The organism is Saccharothrix hoggarensis (assembly GCF_042678885.1).
Taxonomy (GTDB): domain Bacteria; phylum Actinomycetota; class Actinomycetes; order Mycobacteriales; family Pseudonocardiaceae; genus Actinosynnema; species Actinosynnema hoggarensis.
The window spans coordinates 1-16,452 of sequence record NZ_JBHTLK010000161.1 but is presented as its reverse complement, the minus strand read 5'-3'; the positions used below and the strand labels follow the sequence as shown (position 1 = coordinate 16,452).

At 70.6% G+C, this 16,452-nt stretch carries 15 protein-coding genes and 1 tRNA gene; 4 read left to right on the top strand and 12 right to left on the bottom strand.

Annotated features, from left to right (window positions below; all coding sequences use genetic code 11):
* Window positions 1-338: 338 nt before the first annotated feature.
* Window positions 339-1,016 (bottom strand): dienelactone hydrolase family protein, encoded by a 678-nt coding sequence (locus tag ACFQ3T_RS25355; protein ID WP_380726594.1) that lies wholly within the window; start codon window positions 1,014-1,016, stop codon window positions 339-341.
* 121 nt (window positions 1,017-1,137) lie between these two features.
* On the opposite strand from ACFQ3T_RS25355, the gene hisC reads away from it, so the two are divergent.
* Entirely contained in the window at window positions 1,138-2,205 is a 1,068-nt protein-coding gene (hisC, locus tag ACFQ3T_RS25350; RefSeq protein WP_380726593.1) for a histidinol-phosphate transaminase, read from the top strand.
* A 51-nt stretch (window positions 2,206-2,256) separates the two neighbouring features.
* Here hisC and ACFQ3T_RS25345 read toward each other — a convergent pair whose 3' ends face one another.
* From ACFQ3T_RS25345 to ACFQ3T_RS25330, 4 genes are all read right to left on the bottom strand, one after another.
* On the bottom strand, window positions 2,257-3,006 hold the full coding sequence (locus ACFQ3T_RS25345) for a sulfite exporter TauE/SafE family protein (protein WP_380726591.1): 750 nt from the start codon (window positions 3,004-3,006) through the stop codon (window positions 2,257-2,259).
* A gap of 95 nt (window positions 3,007-3,101) precedes the next feature.
* Window positions 3,102-3,479 carry a hypothetical protein gene (locus ACFQ3T_RS25340; RefSeq protein ID WP_380726589.1) on the bottom strand — a complete coding sequence of 126 codons (378 nt, stop codon included), beginning with the start codon at window positions 3,477-3,479 and terminating at the stop codon, window positions 3,102-3,104.
* Window positions 3,480-3,693: 214 nt separating this feature from the next.
* A complete protein-coding gene (gene ypfJ, locus ACFQ3T_RS25335) occupies window positions 3,694-4,596 on the bottom strand; it encodes a KPN_02809 family neutral zinc metallopeptidase (RefSeq protein ID WP_380726587.1) in 903 nt (300 codons plus the stop codon).
* Between the two features lie 605 nt (window positions 4,597-5,201).
* Window positions 5,202-6,929, bottom strand: coding sequence for a bifunctional metallophosphatase/5'-nucleotidase (locus ACFQ3T_RS25330; protein WP_380726585.1), 1,728 nt, complete (start codon window positions 6,927-6,929; stop codon window positions 5,202-5,204).
* A 136-nt stretch (window positions 6,930-7,065) separates the two neighbouring features.
* Between ACFQ3T_RS25330 and ACFQ3T_RS25325 the strand changes: the two genes are divergently transcribed.
* Entirely contained in the window at window positions 7,066-7,536 is a 471-nt protein-coding gene (locus ACFQ3T_RS25325; RefSeq protein ID WP_380726583.1) for a MarR family winged helix-turn-helix transcriptional regulator, read from the top strand.
* A 17-nt stretch (window positions 7,537-7,553) separates the two neighbouring features.
* Window positions 7,554-7,638, top strand: a tRNA-Ser gene (locus tag ACFQ3T_RS25320).
* A 76-nt stretch (window positions 7,639-7,714) separates the two neighbouring features.
* Here the strand turns inward: ACFQ3T_RS25320 and ACFQ3T_RS25315 are convergent.
* The 5 genes from ACFQ3T_RS25315 to ACFQ3T_RS25295 all read right to left on the bottom strand — a co-directional run bounded on the left by ACFQ3T_RS25315 (window position 7,715) and on the right by ACFQ3T_RS25295 (window position 13,238).
* On the bottom strand, window positions 7,715-9,025 hold the full coding sequence (locus ACFQ3T_RS25315; protein WP_380726581.1) for a tyrosine-type recombinase/integrase: 1,311 nt from the start codon (window positions 9,023-9,025) through the stop codon (window positions 7,715-7,717).
* A 13-nt stretch (window positions 9,026-9,038) separates the two neighbouring features.
* Window positions 9,039-9,347 carry a helix-turn-helix domain-containing protein gene (locus ACFQ3T_RS25310; RefSeq protein ID WP_380726579.1) on the bottom strand — a complete coding sequence of 103 codons (309 nt, stop codon included), beginning with the start codon at window positions 9,345-9,347 and terminating at the stop codon, window positions 9,039-9,041.
* A gap of 316 nt (window positions 9,348-9,663) precedes the next feature.
* Window positions 9,664-11,373 carry a hypothetical protein gene (locus ACFQ3T_RS25305; protein ID WP_380726577.1) on the bottom strand — a complete coding sequence of 570 codons (1,710 nt, stop codon included), beginning with the start codon at window positions 11,371-11,373 and terminating at the stop codon, window positions 9,664-9,666.
* 46 nt (window positions 11,374-11,419) lie between these two features.
* A complete protein-coding gene (locus ACFQ3T_RS25300) occupies window positions 11,420-12,469 on the bottom strand; it encodes a bifunctional DNA primase/polymerase (RefSeq protein WP_380726575.1) in 1,050 nt (349 codons plus the stop codon).
* A 364-nt stretch (window positions 12,470-12,833) separates the two neighbouring features.
* On the bottom strand, window positions 12,834-13,238 hold the full coding sequence (locus ACFQ3T_RS25295) for a hypothetical protein (protein ID WP_380726574.1): 405 nt from the start codon (window positions 13,236-13,238) through the stop codon (window positions 12,834-12,836).
* A gap of 6 nt (window positions 13,239-13,244) precedes the next feature.
* On the opposite strand from ACFQ3T_RS25295, the gene ACFQ3T_RS25290 reads away from it, so the two are divergent.
* The gene (locus tag ACFQ3T_RS25290) at window positions 13,245-13,559 is read left to right on the top strand and encodes a hypothetical protein (protein ID WP_380726572.1); all 315 of its coding nucleotides are present in this window, start codon (window positions 13,245-13,247) and stop codon (window positions 13,557-13,559) included.
* Window positions 13,560-13,712: 153 nt separating this feature from the next.
* On the opposite strand, the gene ACFQ3T_RS25285 is transcribed toward ACFQ3T_RS25290, so the two are convergent.
* Together ACFQ3T_RS25285 and ACFQ3T_RS25280 are read right to left on the bottom strand one after the other, a co-directional pair.
* Complete coding sequence (locus ACFQ3T_RS25285; protein ID WP_380726570.1) at window positions 13,713-13,874, bottom strand: hypothetical protein; 162 nt, start codon at window positions 13,872-13,874, stop codon at window positions 13,713-13,715.
* A 302-nt stretch (window positions 13,875-14,176) separates the two neighbouring features.
* Window positions 14,177-16,452, bottom strand: a 2,276-nt coding sequence (locus ACFQ3T_RS25280) for a P-loop NTPase family protein (protein ID WP_380726568.1), incomplete at its 5' end; no start/stop codon positions are given.

Sequence of the window (16,452 nt, the reverse complement as noted above, 5' to 3'; positions counted from 1 at the left end):
GGCGCGGGTGGCGGCACCGGGGGCACCGGGGGCACGGGCGGCACCGACAGGGACGGGACGGCGGCGCCGGGGTACGCGGGGTACGCCGGGTCGGTCGACGGCACACCGCCGCCCACGACGGGTTGCGCCGCCGCGGACGGCGTGAAGCCGGGCGGGATCCGCACCGTCTCCGAACCCGCGAATGGGACCGTGTACCCGTCGCTCATCACATACCCCCTGCACTGCGATTCGCCGCAGGCCCACCGCGCGTTAGCCGACGTCGACCGAATCAGGCTCTCCGGACGCCCTCCTTAGATGTACCCGGTGGCCGGTTCGGTTCCAAGCCGCCGACCAGAGGCTTAGCGAAGATGTGAGTCGAACCAGTTCAACGCCCGCTGCCAGGCTTCCGCGCTCGCCTCGGGCGTGGTGTCGAACCGGTGGCTCGTGCGGGCGAACCGGACCACGTCGGTCGCCACGGGTGCGGCCGCCGCCGCGTCGCGCAGCTTCTCCACGTCGCTGAACGGGATCTCGGCGTCGTCGTCGCCGTACAGGCCGAGCCACGGGCAGGTCAGCTCCTCCGCCACCTCCACCAGCGACGGCAGCCCGTCGGCCAGCGGGTCGAGGATGCCGCCACCGCCGACGGTGACCGCAGCGCCGATGGTTCGGCTTGCCGCAACCACCATCGCGACCGATCCGCCCAGGTCGAACCCCATGACGCCCATGCGGTCCTGGCTCACGCCCTGCTGGCCCAGCCAGACGAACGCGACGTCGGTGTCGGCCAGCACGGCGTCGCCGGACAGCCCGCTCACCATGGCCGGGGCCTCGTCGCCGGACACCTCGTCGTACAGGTGCGGCGCGACCGCGAGCCACCCCTCGGCCGCGAGCGAGCCCACCAGACCGCGCACGGTGTCGGTCACGCCACGCGCCTCGTGCAGCACGACCAGGCCGCCGCGGACGGCGTTCTCCGGCTCGGCGACGGTGAGCCTCAGCTCCCGGCCGTCGGTGAGGGAGAGCGTCTCGGTGCGGGTAGGTGTCATGGCCCAACCCTTCCACGTGGGGGTGAACGGGAGTCAACGTGAGCATCGGTACGGCAGGTATGCCCCATCCGGCCCTTTCACGGGCTAACGTCCAGCTCAGAACCCCGAAGGGAGCCCTTGGATGACCGTGCGAACCCGCGCCGACCTCGTCGCTTTGCCCGGATACGTGCCCGGCAGGACCATCCCCGGCGCGATCAAGCTGGCCAGCAACGAGGTGTCGGCCGGACCGCTGCCCAGCGTGGTGCGGGCGATCGCGGACGCGGCCACCGCCGTGAACCGCTACCCGGACACCGCCGCCACCCAACTGGTGGCGCGGCTCGGCGAGAAACTGGGCGTGCCCGCCGAGCAGCTGGCCGTCGGCTGCGGCTCGGTGACGTTGTGCCAGCAGTTGGTGCAGGCCACCTGCACCGACGCCGACGAGGTGGTGTTCGCGTGGCGCTCGTTCGAGGCGTACCCGATCATCACCGCGGTCGTCGGCGCGCGGCAGGCACGGGTGCCGCTGACCGGGGGTCACGCGCTGGACCTCGACGCGATGGCCGCCGCGATCACCCCGAACACCCGGCTGGTGTTCGTGTGCAACCCGAACAACCCGACCGGGACGGCGCTCACCCGCGCCGAGATCGAGCGGTTCATCGAGCGGGTGCCGTCGGACGTGCTCGTGGTGATCGACGAGGCGTACAAGGAGTTCGTGGACGACCCCGACGTGCCGGACGGCGTCGAGCTGGCGAAGGCGCAGTGGGCGGCGGGCCGCGACAACGTGGCCGTCCTGCGCACGTTCTCGAAGGCGTACGGGCTGGCCGGGCTGCGCGTCGGGTACGCGGTGGCCTCGCCCGCCGTGGCCGAGACGCTGCGCAAGGTCTACGTGCCGTTCAGCGTGAACGCGCTGGCGCAGGTGGCGGCGCTGGCGTCGCTGGACGCCGAGGCGGAGCTGATGGAGCGGTGCCGGGCGATCGTGGCCGAGCGGGCACGGGTGCGCGAGGAGCTGCTCGCGGCCGGGTTCGAGGTGCCGGTGTCGCAGGCGAACTTCGTGTGGCTGCCGCTGGGTGAGCGGACGGCCGCGTTCAACGAGCACTGCCTGTCGCACAAGGTGGTGGTGCGGGCGTTCGTCGGCGACGGCGCGCGCGTCACGATCGGCGAGCCCGAGGAGAACGACGCGTTCCTGGCCGCCGCCAAGTCCTTCAGCGGGTAGGGCGGCCCGGCCCGGAGCCGCAGAGCTTCAGGGGCTCAACAGGTCAACGGCTCAGCGGGTCAGCATCTGGACGATGGCCACGACTCCCACCAGCACGATCACCGCGCGCAGCACGGCGGGTGGGAGTCGGCGGCCGATCTTCGCGCCGAGCTGGCCGCCGACGACCGAGCCGACCGCCAGCAGCAGCACGGCGAGCCAGGCCACGTCGGCGATGAAGATGAACAGCACGCCCGCGACCAGGTTCACGAACGCCGTCAGCACGTTCTTCAAGGCGTTCATGCGCTGGATGTGCTCGCTCATCAGCACGCCCATGAGGCCCATCACCAGTACGCCCTGGGCCGCGCCGAAGTAGCCGCCGTAGATGCCCGCGAGGAACACGCCGATCCACAGCGACAGCCCGCCGTGCTCGTGCCGCTCCCGTTCGGCGAGCTTGCGGTTCAGCCACGGCTGGGCGACGACGAGCACGAGCGCGATGGCGATCAGCACCGGGACGATCGCGGAGAACGCGTCCTCCGGCAGCACCACCAGCAGGATCGCGCCGACCACGGCGCCGAGCACGGACGCGGGCAGCAGCCGCTTGACCCGGCTCGCCTGGCCCGTCAGCTCGCGGCGGTAGCCCCACGCGCCGCTGAGCGAGCCGGGCACGAGGCCGAGGCTGTTGGAGACGTTCGCCACGACCGGCGGGTAGCCCACGGCGAGCAGCACCGGGAACGTCACCAGGGTGCCGGAGCCCACGACGGTGTTGATCCCACCGGCGAACACACCGGCCAGGACGACGACGATCGCCTCCAGCGTCGTCACGGCCACCCCCTGGTCTCGCAGTTGGTTAGCGACGCTAACACTCTGCCGGGCGGGACGCGGTGTGGTCCGCGCGACACCGCGCCCCGCCCCGCGGGTCAGCGCGCCGGGGCGTGCTCGAACTCGCGCAACGAGTACCGGTCGGACAACCCGGTGCCCGTGACCAGCGTGCCCAGGTCGCCGTCCACGACGTAGCTGCCGTGGGGCGTGCGGGTGATCGTGGTCGGCTCGTCGTCGGCCCACGGCGCGGCGCGGTGCGCGGTGCGGGCGGTGCGCCAGCCGTCGGCCGACCGCAGCACGCTGACGGCGGCCTCGCCGGGCGCGCCGAGGGCGTTGGTGACGACGGCGAGCGTGCCGTCCGGGCGCAGGTCCATGCCGTCGCCGCCGACCAGGGGCCGATCGAGGGCGACTTCGGAGATCCGGCCGTCACGGGCGACCTTGAGCAGCGCGCCGGTGTCGTAGCGGACGGCGAGCACGAACCCGGCGGGGTGCCAGACGATCCCGTTCAGGCCGATGGTGTCGCTTGACGGACCAGGCCTGACGCGGGGGTCGCGTCAGGCCTGGTCGTCGCGTGTCACCTGAGGGCTGCGCGAGCCGGTGCTGCCGGGTGTCAGCCGAGGTTGTCGGGCGTCAGCCGAGGTTGTCGGGTGTCAGCCGAGGTTGTCGGGCGTCAGCCGAGGTTGTCGGGTGTCAGCCGAGGTTGTCGGTGTCGAACGTGTTGCAGCGCGCCGGGTCGCCGGTGTCGAAGCCCGTCGTGTACCACTTCTGGCGCTGCGCCGACGTGCCGTGCGTGAACTGGGTCGTGTCGATGTGGCCGCCGCCCAGCTCGCCCTGGATGAAGTCGTCGCCGATCCGCGCCGCCGCGTCGAGCGCCGCGTTCACGTCGTCCTGCGTCACGCCGGTGATCAGCGGCTGGCCGGACGCCGTCGGCACGCTCTGCGCGTGGTTGGCCCAGGCGCCCGCGTAGCAGTCGGCCTGCAGCTCCAGCCGCACCGAGTCCGACTTCGGGCCCGACCGCGAGCTGACCCGGTCCGACGTGCCCAGCAGGTTCTGCACGTGGTGCCCGTACTCGTGGGCCAGGATGTACGCCTCGACGAACGGCCCGCCGGTCGCGCCGAACTTCTGCTGCATCTCCTGGAAGAACCCGAGGTCGATGTAGACCTGGCCGTCCGCCGGGCAGTAGAACGGCCCGACCGCGGACGTCGCGTTGCCGCACCGGGTCTGCACGCCGCCGGAGAAGAAGTTCGTCTGCGCCGGCTGGTAGGTGCGCCCGGAGCGGGCGAACTGGTCGGTCCAGTAGGCCTGGATCGAGTTGATGAACGCCACCGCCCGGCAGTCGGACTCGCGGTTCGCGTCCGCGCCGGTCCGGCACTTCTCCTTGATCGCCTCAGACCCGACCTGCTGGTCCTGGCCGACGTCGCTGAACCCGGAGCCGGACGGGAGCTGCCCGGTGCCGCCGAGCTGCGACAGGACGAAGTACAGGATCAGGCCGACGATGCCCAACCCGCCACCACCCAGGGCGACTCGACCTCCGACGCCACGCTGGTCGGTGACCTGTGACGTGTCGAGCTCCGCGTTCTCGTTGAACTGCACCGCGCGTCCTCCAACCAGGGCCCACACAGAAAGCCGGACAAAGACAAGCCCCGGGTGCGGGACCCGACGTCGGGGCACCGCACCCGGGATTTCCCATGTGGAGGCGACGAAAACGTTCGTGACGAGGTGGCGTGGACCGCGGTCGGTGCCGACGGTGGAGACGACACCTCAGACTCCCGAGGTCAACAGCGTCAAGCGCGACGATGGCACCGTTGGCGCCGTGCGCTCGAAACCTCGTCGGAACCGCTCGCGTTCACGACCGGGCCGGTCTCCTGACCGCTCCGCCCGCGGGGTTGCGGTTCGACGAACGCGGATCGTCACCGCGAGGACTTACCTGCACCGCACCACCTACCCCTTCCGGGCGTGCCGCCGGCGGGTCAGCTCGGGTTCCGCCGGTGGCAGGTCCTGCTTCGAGCATGCGCCTGATCGGCGCGATGCACAACCGGAGCAGAAGTCCCTGAACTGGTGAAATGCGATTCATCCGGCTCGGTGGCCCCGTCACCCGGGAAGGTGACGTGACGTGAGCGGATGCCGCGCGGGCGCGGTGGGCGGGCCGGGAGAGCCCGCCCACCTCGCCCGTCACGGGGTGAGCCTCGCGGACTGCCTCACGGGGTGGTGGCGATGCGCCCGAGCGCCGGCGGGACCGTGTTCGGGTTCGCGGCCAGGTAGGCGGTGAAGCCGTCCAGGTCGATGCCGCCACCGGTGATGTCGGTGCCGCCGGTGAAGACGCTGAAGCCGTCACCGCCGCCCTGCAGGAAGCTGTTGATCGTGACGCGGTAGCTCGCGGCCGGGTCCAGCGGCGCGCCGTTCAGGACGACGTCCGACACCTTCGAGCCGATCGGCGCGGACGCCGACCACTTGTAGGACAGGCCCTTCGACGGCTGCAGGATGATCTGCCGCTGCGCGCCGTTGACGATCTGCCACTGCTGCTCCAGCGCCGCCTTGATCTGCGCGCCGGTCAGGGTCACCGTCTGGAGGATGTTGCCGAACGGCTGCACGGTGAACGCCTCGCCGTAGGTCACCACGCCGTCGCCCTCGCCCGCCGGGGAGGAGGCGTAGGCCAGGTCGGCGCGCACGCCGCCGGGGTTCATCAGCGCGAGGACCGCGCCGTTGTCCTCGGTGGCGGCGAGCTGCGAGTCGGCGATGAGGTAGCCGAGCGGCGACTCGCCCGCCGGGTTCTGCGCCCGCACGATGTCCTGCGCGATCGTGCCGATCTTGCGGTTCGCGATCGGGCCCGACTTCGACTTCGCCAGGTCGATGATCGACTGCACCTCGGGGTCCGGCGCGACGTCGCGCGTCACCACGTGGTTGCGGGCCACGGTGGCGGACCGGACCACGTCACGCGTGCGGCGGTCGATCTTGAGGTCGACGACGGACAGCTCCCGGCCGAACGCCAGGCCCTCGATGAACGGGCGCGGGTTGCCCGCCGGGTCGGTGACCGTGCAGTTGTAGTGCTGGTGGCTGTGGCCGGAGAACACCGCGTCGATCTTCGGGCTGACCTGCTCGGCGATCCGGCGGCCGGGGCCGCCCGCGACGGTGCGGCACTCGTCCGGGCCGCCGCCCGCGGTGTTGTCGCCCTGGTGGATCAGCAGGACGATCGACTTCACGCCCAGCCAGTTCAGCATGTCCGCGTACCGGTTGGCGGCCGCGACCTCGTCGCCGAACTGGAGCTCCTTGATCCCGTTCGGGTCGACCAGGATCGGCACGTCCTTCAGCGGCATGCCGATGAAGCCGATCGGCATGCCGTCGCGGAACTCCACCCAGAACGGCGGCAGCGCGGGCCGGCCGTTCGCGGCGAGCGTCACGTTGGCGCCGAGGATCGGGAAGTCCGCGCCCTCGTACGTCTCGCGGAACTGGCAGCCGTCCGTCGGGTGGCAGCCGCCGCGCTGCATCCGCAGCAGCTCCTGGTAGCCCTCGTCGAACTCGTGGTTGCCCGCCGCCGTCGTGTCCATGCCGACGTGGTTCAGGACCTCGATCGTCGGCTCGTCGTGGAACAGCGCGGAGACGATCGGCGACGCGCCGATCAGGTCGCCCTGGCCGACGATGACCGAGTTCTTCACCTGGGCCTGGAGGTTCCTGATGTGCGTGGCGTTGAACGCCGCGCCGCCCGCCTCGACCTGGGTGCCGTCGGACAGCGTGACGCGGCCCGAGGAACCGGACGGCGGCTCGATGTTGCCGTGCAGGTCGTTGATGCCGATCAGGCGGACGTCGAGCGTGCGGGCCGGCTTGTCGTCGGCGGAGGCGGGGTTCTGCACGAGCGTGACCGCCAGCGCTGCCGCCGCGGTCACCGCGAGCGCGGCGGAGCGCTGCGCGGTGCGTCTGAACGAGGTCATGGGGTGGGTTCCTCCCTGCGGCGCCCCCGGTAGGAGGGACGCGGTACGGCGCAGGAGTTTGCCTTCCGGATGCGACCGGCACCAGACATGCACGTGGATCGTCCGTTAACGGAGATGTGCGGCATAGCCTGGTGGGGTGACTGAGCAGGAGCCGCGTTGGCTCGACGATGGGGAGATGCGCGCCTGGCGCAACTACGTGGTCGGTGCGTCCATGCTCGCCGACCGACTGCACCGCGAGCTGCAAGACGGGCACGGGGTGTCGCTGGCCGACTACGAGGTGCTCGTGCGGTTGTCCGAGCAGCGCGGGCGGCGGATGCGGATGTCGCAGTTGGCGGACGAGGTGGCGTCGTCCAAGAGCCGGGTGTCGCACCAGGTGGCGCGGATGGAGCGGGAAGGGCTGCTGCGGCGGCGTGAGTGCCCGGAGGACGGGCGCGGCGTGTTCGCGGAGCTGACCGACGAGGGCATGGCGTTGCTGGAGCGCTCGGCGCCGACCCACGTCGAGGGCGTGCGGGAGCACATGATCGACCTGCTGACGCGTGACGAGCAGGAGGTCGTGGCCAAGGTCTTCGACCGGGTCATCACCCACCTGCGGGGGCTGGACGGGTAATCTGCTCCGGCGCGCCGGGAAGCGTGGCAGAGCGGCCGAATGCACCCGCCTTGAAAGCGGGAGACGGGCAACCGTCCGGGGGTTCAAATCCCTCCGCTTCCGCAGGTTGACCAGCAAAAACAAGGGCGGCTCACGAGTCGGTGAGCCGCCCTTGTCCCGTCCAGTCTCATTCACAGTCTCATTCGCGGGTCCACAAGAACCCGCTCAGCCGATGCGCGATGTCGTCGCGCATCGCGGCGGTGACGTGCATGTACCGTTCGGCGACCTTGGTGTTCGACCAGCCCATGAAGTCCATCACCGCCCGTTGCGGTACCCCCAACAGCAAGAGAACCGTCGCCGCGGTGTGCCGCGCGTCGTGCAGCCGGGCGTCCCGCACACCGGCGCCCGCGAGGAGCCGCTTCCATTCGTCGTGGTCGGCCCGCGGGTCCAGTGGCTTGCCGTTGGGTTGGGTGAACATCCAGTCGTCGCCGTGCCACAGGTCGCCAGCGGCTTCCCTCTCCTTGTCTTGCGTCTCCTTGTGGCTCATTAGCAGCTCGAATAGCTGGTCGGGCAGCCGGATTCCGCGCCGTCCCTTGCTCGACTTCACTTCGACTTCGAGCACTCCCCCGATGCGCTCCGGGCAGTACCGCGCATGCTTCACGCAGCCGGCCGGGCAGGGTGGCGGACAGGTCTTGTGCTTCTTGCACGAGACCGGGCACGGCTTCGTCTTGTGGCGGTTGGCTACGCAGGCCGCTGGGTCAGCGCAGCCGTGCTCGTACGTCTGCCGTTGCCGTTGCTTGCTGACTCGCAGAACTTTGGTCGTGGTGTTGAGCCGCGACCACCGGAACCCCAGCGACTCCCCCTTCCTCGTGCCCAGCGACAGCGCCAGGATGAACCTGACTCCGTTGCGCCTGGCGAGTGCCGCCGTCATGAGTGCTTGAACTTCCTCGGGCTCGAACGGCTCGATCTCCTCCTCTTCGAGTCGCGGAGCTTTCACGAGATCGAACGGGTTGTCCCGGATCACCTTGCGCTTCTTCGCTTCTCTCCAGGCCGTTCTTGCTGTGCGGTGCACCTGGTGCACTGTTCCGGGCTTAAAGTCGCCGCTTCGCAGCATCTTCGCGTACAGCTTCTCGATGTGCTCGGCTTCGGTCTGGTCCATCCATCGCTGTCCGAGGGCCGGAACCACGTGTTTGTAGACGGCAGTCCGATAGCCTTCAAGTGTCTTGTAGCGGACGCTCGGCGCGGCGATGTTCTCGACCCAGTGGGTCAACCACTCGCTCACTCGCCAACGCTTCGCGCCAGCCTGGCGAATCTCGCCGTTGTCCCGCTGGTTCTCCAGTTCACGAACCTTGTCGCGAACCTCCGCCTCGTTCTTGCGCATGACATGACGGCGATCCGGCGTCCCGTCGTCTTTTGTTCCGACCGTGACACGGCCGTGCCAGTAACCGTCCTTACCGTAGTAGACGCTCGACGTGCCGTTCGGTTGGCGCGTTGTCTTCGTGCGGGGCATACTGCGCCTTCCTTTAAGCTGCGTCCGTGTTTTGCAGGAGCTTCCGCGCGTAGGCGTCCACCGCCGTGACGGGAATTCGCCGTAGGCGGCCGATCTGCACCGACTCGATTTCGCCAGAACCGATGAGTCGATACATCGTCGTGCGGCCCACTCCCAACCTTTCCGCCGCTTCCTCAGCCGTGAGAAGAACACGGTTCGACCGTGTCGGCGCGGCCTTCGGCTCGGTGCTCGAAACGTCCTGTGGTCTCGCCTGATCTTCGGCAAGCAGCGTCGTCAACTGCGCCACCAAGGCGAGAATCGCGGCGGTGTTCTTCGTAGTCATGCTTCCACCTCCGGTGAGACGTTGAGTGGAGTCGGTGTCTCAGCCCAGCAGCGCGACTGATGGTTGAGCGGGATTTCGGGCATGCGGCATCACCCCTGGGTTGTCCTGTGGCTTGGCGTCGGCGACGCGAGCTTCGGCTTGTAGGTGCGGGGTGCGGGGTGTCAAACCCGCAAACCCGCCATGCAGCCCTCGTAAGGGCTGTGACCTGCGGTGATGGGGAGCGGGTTTGCGTGCTGGCCAAACCCGCCTCAAAGCCGCGGGTGGGTCGGTCAAACCCGCGTGGGCGGGGTCGGTGGGGTTGGGTGGGCCGGTTGGGCTATTGCCAGAGGTCGGCTTGCTCGGCCGGTGTCTGGTCGGGTTCGGCCTGGTCGACGTGGTCGGTGGTGCGGGTTTCGACCCAGAAGACGCGGGCTTTGGCGTGGGTGTCCATTGCGGAGCGGATGACGTAGTCGCCGTGCCAGCGGCCGATGTGGCCGGTGAGGATGCGGCCGATGGATTTGGTGGAGGGGGTTCGTCCTTGGTCGTCGGTGAGGAACGCTCCTTCCCAGTGGTCGACAGGTTGGTTGTTGACGATGTCGATTTCGGCTTGTTGGCGTAGTTGTCGGCTGGTGATGCGGCGGTCGTGGTTGAGTTCGTGCCAGCGGGCGAGGAAGGCGACCCATTCGGCGTCTTCGTCGTCGGCTTCGCGCATTTCGGTGAGGTTGTCGAGGAATCCGTCGATGCCGTGGTGGGCGAGCAGTCCGCCGGACGCTCCCGCCCAGGTGGTGAATTGACGCATGGTGTGACCGGATCGGGGTGCCCCGGCGTTGATCCAGTCCATGACGAGGATCAGGAGGTGTCGGAGCACGGTGACGCGGTTGGTGGGGTTTTTGAGCCAGTTGTCGAGGTGGGGGATGCCGAAGGCGGCCTGGTCGCGTTGGTCGGGGTGCGGGTCGTTGGGGTCGAGTCGGACAAGAACGGTGCGGGTGGCCATGTCTCCGCCAAGTCGGATGTTGTTGCCGGTGGCCAGCCACAACCGGTTGTTGGTGGCGGTGAATCCCGCGCCGGAGGAGCCGAGCATCCGGGCGGACCATTGTGGTGAGGTGAGCAGTTGGGCGAGCACGGCGGAGGACACGATGGTTCCCTCGGCGATGTTGTCCCACAGCATGATCGGTGAGGAGCTGTGCAGGGCGCTGGTGATGGACTTTTCCAACTCGCTGTCGTCGCCTTTGCGCCAGACGAGGTTTTTGCAGCCGTAGATGTAGCCGGGGATTTCGGCGAGCAGGGTTTTGCCGCTGGACTGGGTGGTGGCGGAGATCAGGCCGAACGGGGTGAGGCAGCCGAGGTAGGGCCGCAGGATCGGGGCCAGCAGTAGCGCCAGGTGGTTGGCGCGGTCGGCGGGCGCGACGAACGGGAAGTCGCACAGCAGCCGGTCGAGCAGGAAGGTCTTGGCGTCGGCGACCTCCTGTGTGGTGGGGTGGGTCGGAACGGGCGGCATGGGCGCCGTGGGGGCGTAGTAGAGGCCGGTGGCGGGGTCGTAGCCGGCGGTCTGGATGAGCGTTCCGTCCGGGCGCAGCACCGGTGAGCCGACGACGCCGTTGAGGGGCCGGACGCCGGGCCAGTAGCGGGAGGACAGCACCGCCGACAGCGCGGTCTTCGTGGGGCTGGCCTCCACTTCCGTCCACTCGCCTGTCTCCCGGTCCTTCTTCAGCCTGTGGACGTAGGTGTGGTGGGCCAGCAGGAACGCCAGGGCGGAGGCGGTGAGCGGGTCGGCCTGCACGGGCAGGGTCGACGGCTGCCCGGTGGCGTGGTCGGCGACGGCGGGGCCGGAGACGCGCGACAGGTGCACGAGCTGCCCTCCGGCGACGAACACGTCGGGCAACGTGCCGGCGGCCACGGCGGTGGTGAGGGTGCGGATGGTCTCGGCTTCCCCGCCGATGCGGATGGGCGGCCGGTCGGCGGGAACGGTTCCGTCGGCGGTGACGTCCGGGTCGACGGCGTCGACGTCGGTGTCGGTGACGTCGGCGGGTTCGGCGGCGGTGGTCATGCGACGGTCCTCCCTTCGGCGGCGCGGTGGGCGCGTCCGGTGGTGGTCATGCGGCGGGGTGTTCGGTGGGCGTGCGGGGTCGGGCGAACCCGGAGGCGAGGGCGTAGCGGATCTCCCCGGCGGGCAGCCCGGCGGCGCGGGCGGCGTCGGCGAGCGCGGTCTCCACCTGCGCCCGGTCGATCCACCCGGCCGCGGCCATCCCGGCCAGGCGGCTGGTGGAGCGGAACAGCTTGCGGTTGCGCCCGGAGTCGGGCGGCATGGCGGCGAGTTCGGCGCACGCGGACCGCAGCGCGGCGACGGCGTAACGGGCGTGGCGGTCCCCGCCTCGGGCGGTGACCGTCACCGGCGCCGGTGTGGGCCGGATCGGTGTCGGGGTGGCGTGGCGGTCGTGGCCCGTGCGCACGAGGTCGTCGGCGAGCCAGTCGGGCAGCGTGGCCGGGGTGAGGGTGGTGGAGGCGCGCCGGTAGGTGCCGACGGGGGTGGTGGAGCCGGGCAGCACGACGTAGCCGCCGTAGGCCTTGATGTCGATCTGCCAGCCCAGCCCGCTCGTCACGACGTCCTCACCGTCGCGGACACGGCCGCTGGTGGACTTCCACCGGCCCGGCTCGGCGGTGTAGATCAGGTGCAGCCCACCCGAGGGGGTCTGGGTGGCCAGGGTGTCCAGGTCGAACGCCCGGCCGCGCAGGCTGGCCAGCGTGGCGAAGGTGTCGATCCCGTCCGCCGGCGGCACGTTGCCCTCAGGCCACGGCACGCCGTTGAGTGGCTGGGCGGGCGGGGTGCCGCCGTGCGCGTCGAGATCGATCGCCAGCAGCTCGGACACGCCGAGGTGGACCGCCCACACCGTCGTGCGCCAGCGCGCCGCCCAGCGGCAGATCACCGTGGTGTCGGCGGTGGCGGCCCACACGCCGTGGCACAGCGCGCCGTCCCCGCGGGCCAGGCACGGACACTGCGCGGCGGTGTGGCCGCCGCCGCCCCGGCAGTCCGGGCAGCCGGCCAGCGGGCGTTTGGTGCCGGGGTGCAACGGCAGCACGTGCCAGGCGTGCCGGTCGGCCACCCACAGCGCCACGTCGGCGGCGGTGGGCCGGGTTGTGGTCATGACGACGGTCCTCTCCGATCAGCCGCGGCGACGAGCCACGGACGAACACCAGGTGACGGGGGCGTGTGGTGAGCCCCGGAACGGGGACGACATGCCCTACTAGCCCCGCGCGAGGGCTAGTAGGGCCGCGTCGTCGTGGTGCGGTGCGGCGGGTTTGACGCGGCTTTCAAACCCGCCGCGTCCGCCAAACCCGCACCCAAACCCGCCCACGATTCACGCAGGTCAAGCACCTTCCACCACGTCCCCTGCGGGTTTGCGGGTTTGCTTTCAACTCCAGAGAAAGAGAGGTGGTGGTTGGTGGGGGTGGTGGGCGCGCCGGGGACGGTGGTTGGTCACGTCCCCGGCGCGACCGGCCCTGTGGGCGCTAGTCGTTGTGGTGGTGGACGTCGCCGAACCGGAAGCCGACCTGTTGGTCGATGTGGTCGTTGCCGGACGCGACGTTGTGGGTGGTGCGCGGCCCGCTCGGCTGTCGGCCCTCGTGCTTGGCCTGGCTGGTGGCGCGCTGCACGCGTTCGGCCGCGTGTCGGATGCGGTCGGCGACGTCCTGTGCGTCCACCCCGGCCGGGTCGCCGAGGACGTCGTGTTGGCTGCCGACGTGGGCGCCCGGCGCGGCCACGTTGGTGTTGACGATGGTGAAGTCCGTCGGCGCGGCGGCGGTGTCACGCGGCCGGTCGTCGTGCCCGGTGTGCTCGTGCCGGTGGTCGGTGCGGGGTCGGGGTGCGTCGTCGTCGCGTGCGGTGCGGGTCGGCTCGTCGGCGGCCGGGGTCACGTCCCTGTGTCGACCTGCGGTGGCGGTTGGCGGTGGGACGAGGCCGAAGCGCACGGCGGGGTGGTTGCGGTCGGGAGCGCCCGCGCCGGCCGGCCGGCGGCCGGGGCGGGCGTCGAGGCCTTGCAGCATGTCGATGAACGCGGTGACACGGGGCGACGGGGCGGGTTCGTCGGCGGGCGGGGTCACGTCCCCCGTCTGGTCTGGGGTTTCGTTGTGGTGCATGGTGTTTTTGGCTTCCTGGTGTGCGGCGCGGGCGTCGGCGAGTCGCTGTCGCGCGGCGTCGATGGCGTCCTGGTCTCCGCTGGCTTTGGCCTGCTGTAGGGCTTTTCGGGCGCGGGAGACCTGTTTGCGGGTGGTCTGGGTGGCTCGGCTGGTGTGTCGGCTGCCGTCGCAGCGGCGTCCGCCTGCTCTGCACATGTCACGTCCCCTTGCCGTGGTGGGGTTTTCGGCCGGTGGTGTGTCGCATGTGGGCTGTCATCGGCCGCGCTGGGCGGCTTTGCAGGCGGGGCAGACGGTGTAGCCGGACAGGGTCGGGAACCAGACGCGGTCGCCGTCGGGGATGGTGCGGCCGCACAGGGTGGCGATCCGGCCGTTCCACCACGAGCGGGTGCCGATGTGCGCGACGGGCTTGCCCATGACAAGACCTCTTTCGTGACTGTGTGTGACGGTGTGTGGGTGTGCGGGGGTGACGCGCGGGCGGTGGTGCGTGGTGCCGGCGCGGTGGTGCGAGACGCGGTGTGGGACCCGGTGCGGAGTGGCCGGACGCGGCCGTGGAGAGGGTTTCCGCTGGTGTCGGAGGTGCGGTCCCAGAGTCCCGCGCGGGGTGTTCACGCTGGTAGTGCGTGGGACTCGGGTACGGGACCCCCTGCGGGACAAGTCCCGTGGGCGGGGCTGGGTCCCGTGGGGTGTCCCGTAGGGTCCGCGCCGGGTTTTGAGGGTTACTCGGTGGTGTCGTCGTTCCCGGCGGGCAACTCGCCGTTGTCACGGCGAGTGATGGCGTTCTGGACGTCTTCGGCTTTGATGACCTTGTTGCTGCTCTTGACGACGGGGATCTCCCAGCGGCGCAGTTCCTCCGCGAGGCGTTCGGCGTTCCAGGTCTCGTAGACGGCCGGGTTGTCCTCGATCAGGCGGGCCAGGACCACGGTGGTGCGGGTGCGGGGTTCGTCGCGCATGGCGTGTTCGATGTCGGCCAGGTGGTCGACGGGGGCGGCGGGTTCGGTGGTGTCGGTGGCGGGTTCGACGGTGCGGCCGTAGCGGGCGAGGATGGACATGGCGCGGTCGACGACCCGATAGGCGTCCTTTGTGGACACGTAGTGGGTGCGGGTGATGACGAACGCCTGACCGGCGGGGATGTCCTCGACTTCGCCGGTGGCCACGACGGTTCCCGCGTCCGCGCCGGGGCGAAGGTCCTGCGGTCGTGCGCCGCGGTCGACGGCGTCGGCGAGGATCATCTTGGCGGTGTTCTCGTTGGGGACGTTGAGGGCGCAGCGGACGTGCGCGCCTTCGCGGACGCGGACGGGCAACGTCCGGTCGTCGGGGCGTTGGGTGGCCTGCAACAGGTGGATGTTGACCGCGCGGGCCTGGTCGTGCAGACGCTTGGCGGCCTTGACCGCGCGGGAGTCGTCCTTGGTCCCGCCGATGGGGTGGGGCGCGCCGTAGAGCACCTGGCACTCGTCCACGAACACGTAGATCGGGTGGAAGCCGGACCCCTTGCGCCGGGACAGCTCGCGCGAGATCGGGCCGACGACACCCTGATCGGATTTGGCCTGGTAGCGGCGTTCCATCTCCGCCACCGCCCACTCCAGCATGTCGCAGGTCCGGCCGGCGTGTTCGTCGGTGGAGCCCTCGATGTACTGGGTGGCGCGGCGGGCGAACATCTTCCAGTCGCCGTCGCCTTTGAGGTCGGCGACCAGCAGTTCCACCGTGGGGTCCAGGGCCAAACCCAACGCGATCAGCCGCATCACGGTGGACTTGCCCTGCTTGGACGTGGCACCGATCAGCCAGTGCTTCTGGAGCATGCCCACGCCGATCTGTTCCTGGCGCATCGTCACGCCGAACGGCAGCCGGTCGCGGAACACGTCGAACTCGCCGTCCTCCAGCAGCGGCCACGCCGGCGCGGGGCGGTCCATCGTGCCCTTGTCGGCCACCCACAGGTCCAGCACGCGGGCGTCGGCCTTCGGGTCGCGCTGGGGCCACACCTCGTGCTTGTGCCGGCTGAGGTTCCCGGCCAGCAGCTCGACCTTGCCCGAGGGCAACAGGTCCGCCGCGACCACACCCATCGGGAGTTTGATCTGGGTGTAGGTGCCGCCGCCCTGCTCGCGCGGCTGGACCAGGTACTCCAGTTGCCCGCCCTGCTTCAGAAACGTCGTCAGGGCGGTGACCTTGACGTGCGCGAGCGCCCTGGTGATCAGGTCCGGGGTGATCTCGGAGTCCATCTCGGCGCGTTCGGTCTCGGAGACCAGCCAGCGCGGCACCATCGCCGACCGGCGCCCTTCCCTCCACGCCGCGACCAGCAGCGCCGGGGCCGCGCCCCACACCAGCAGTTGCACCGCGATCGTGGCCAGCACGCCGACCACCCCGGCGACGTCGCCCAGCATGGCCCACCAGCTCGCCCAGTCCCACCCGCCGGGGGTGAGCTGGATGACCACGCCGCAGATCAGCAGCACACCGGCCAGGACCGTGACCGCGAACATCAACGCCTTCAGACCGGCCCACAGGGTGCCGGGCAGGGCGCGCATCCGCTCCGCGCGCCCGTTCTTCAACGCGTCGAGCCGGTCGGTCCACTCCGCCAGGGCGACGGAGTCCCCGGCGACCTGGGCGAGGCGGATCTGTTCGCGCACGTGCCCGTAGGTCAGGGCCTGCACCGCGCGGCGGGTCCACGACAGGTGGCCCTGCGCCACCGTCCAGCCCGCACGCGCCGCGACCCGCACACCCTTGGCGGCCTTGCCCGCCGTCGGGTTGGCGCGCACCACGCGCACCAACTCCCCCGCCCGCGCCCGTACCGTCTGCTCCGCGATGCGACGGTCCAGCGCCGCGGACTCCTCCGGCGTGAGCAACTGCCCCGCGATGGCGGCGTCCCTCTCCACCCCGCTACCCGGCGCCGTCGGGACGGCGTCGGCCGCGGCCGGTCCGGTGTCGGCGCGCACGGCGTCGGCGTGGCGCACCGGCAGGTGCACCACGTTGGTGTGCTCCCGGCCCGCGTCGTCGGCCTGGT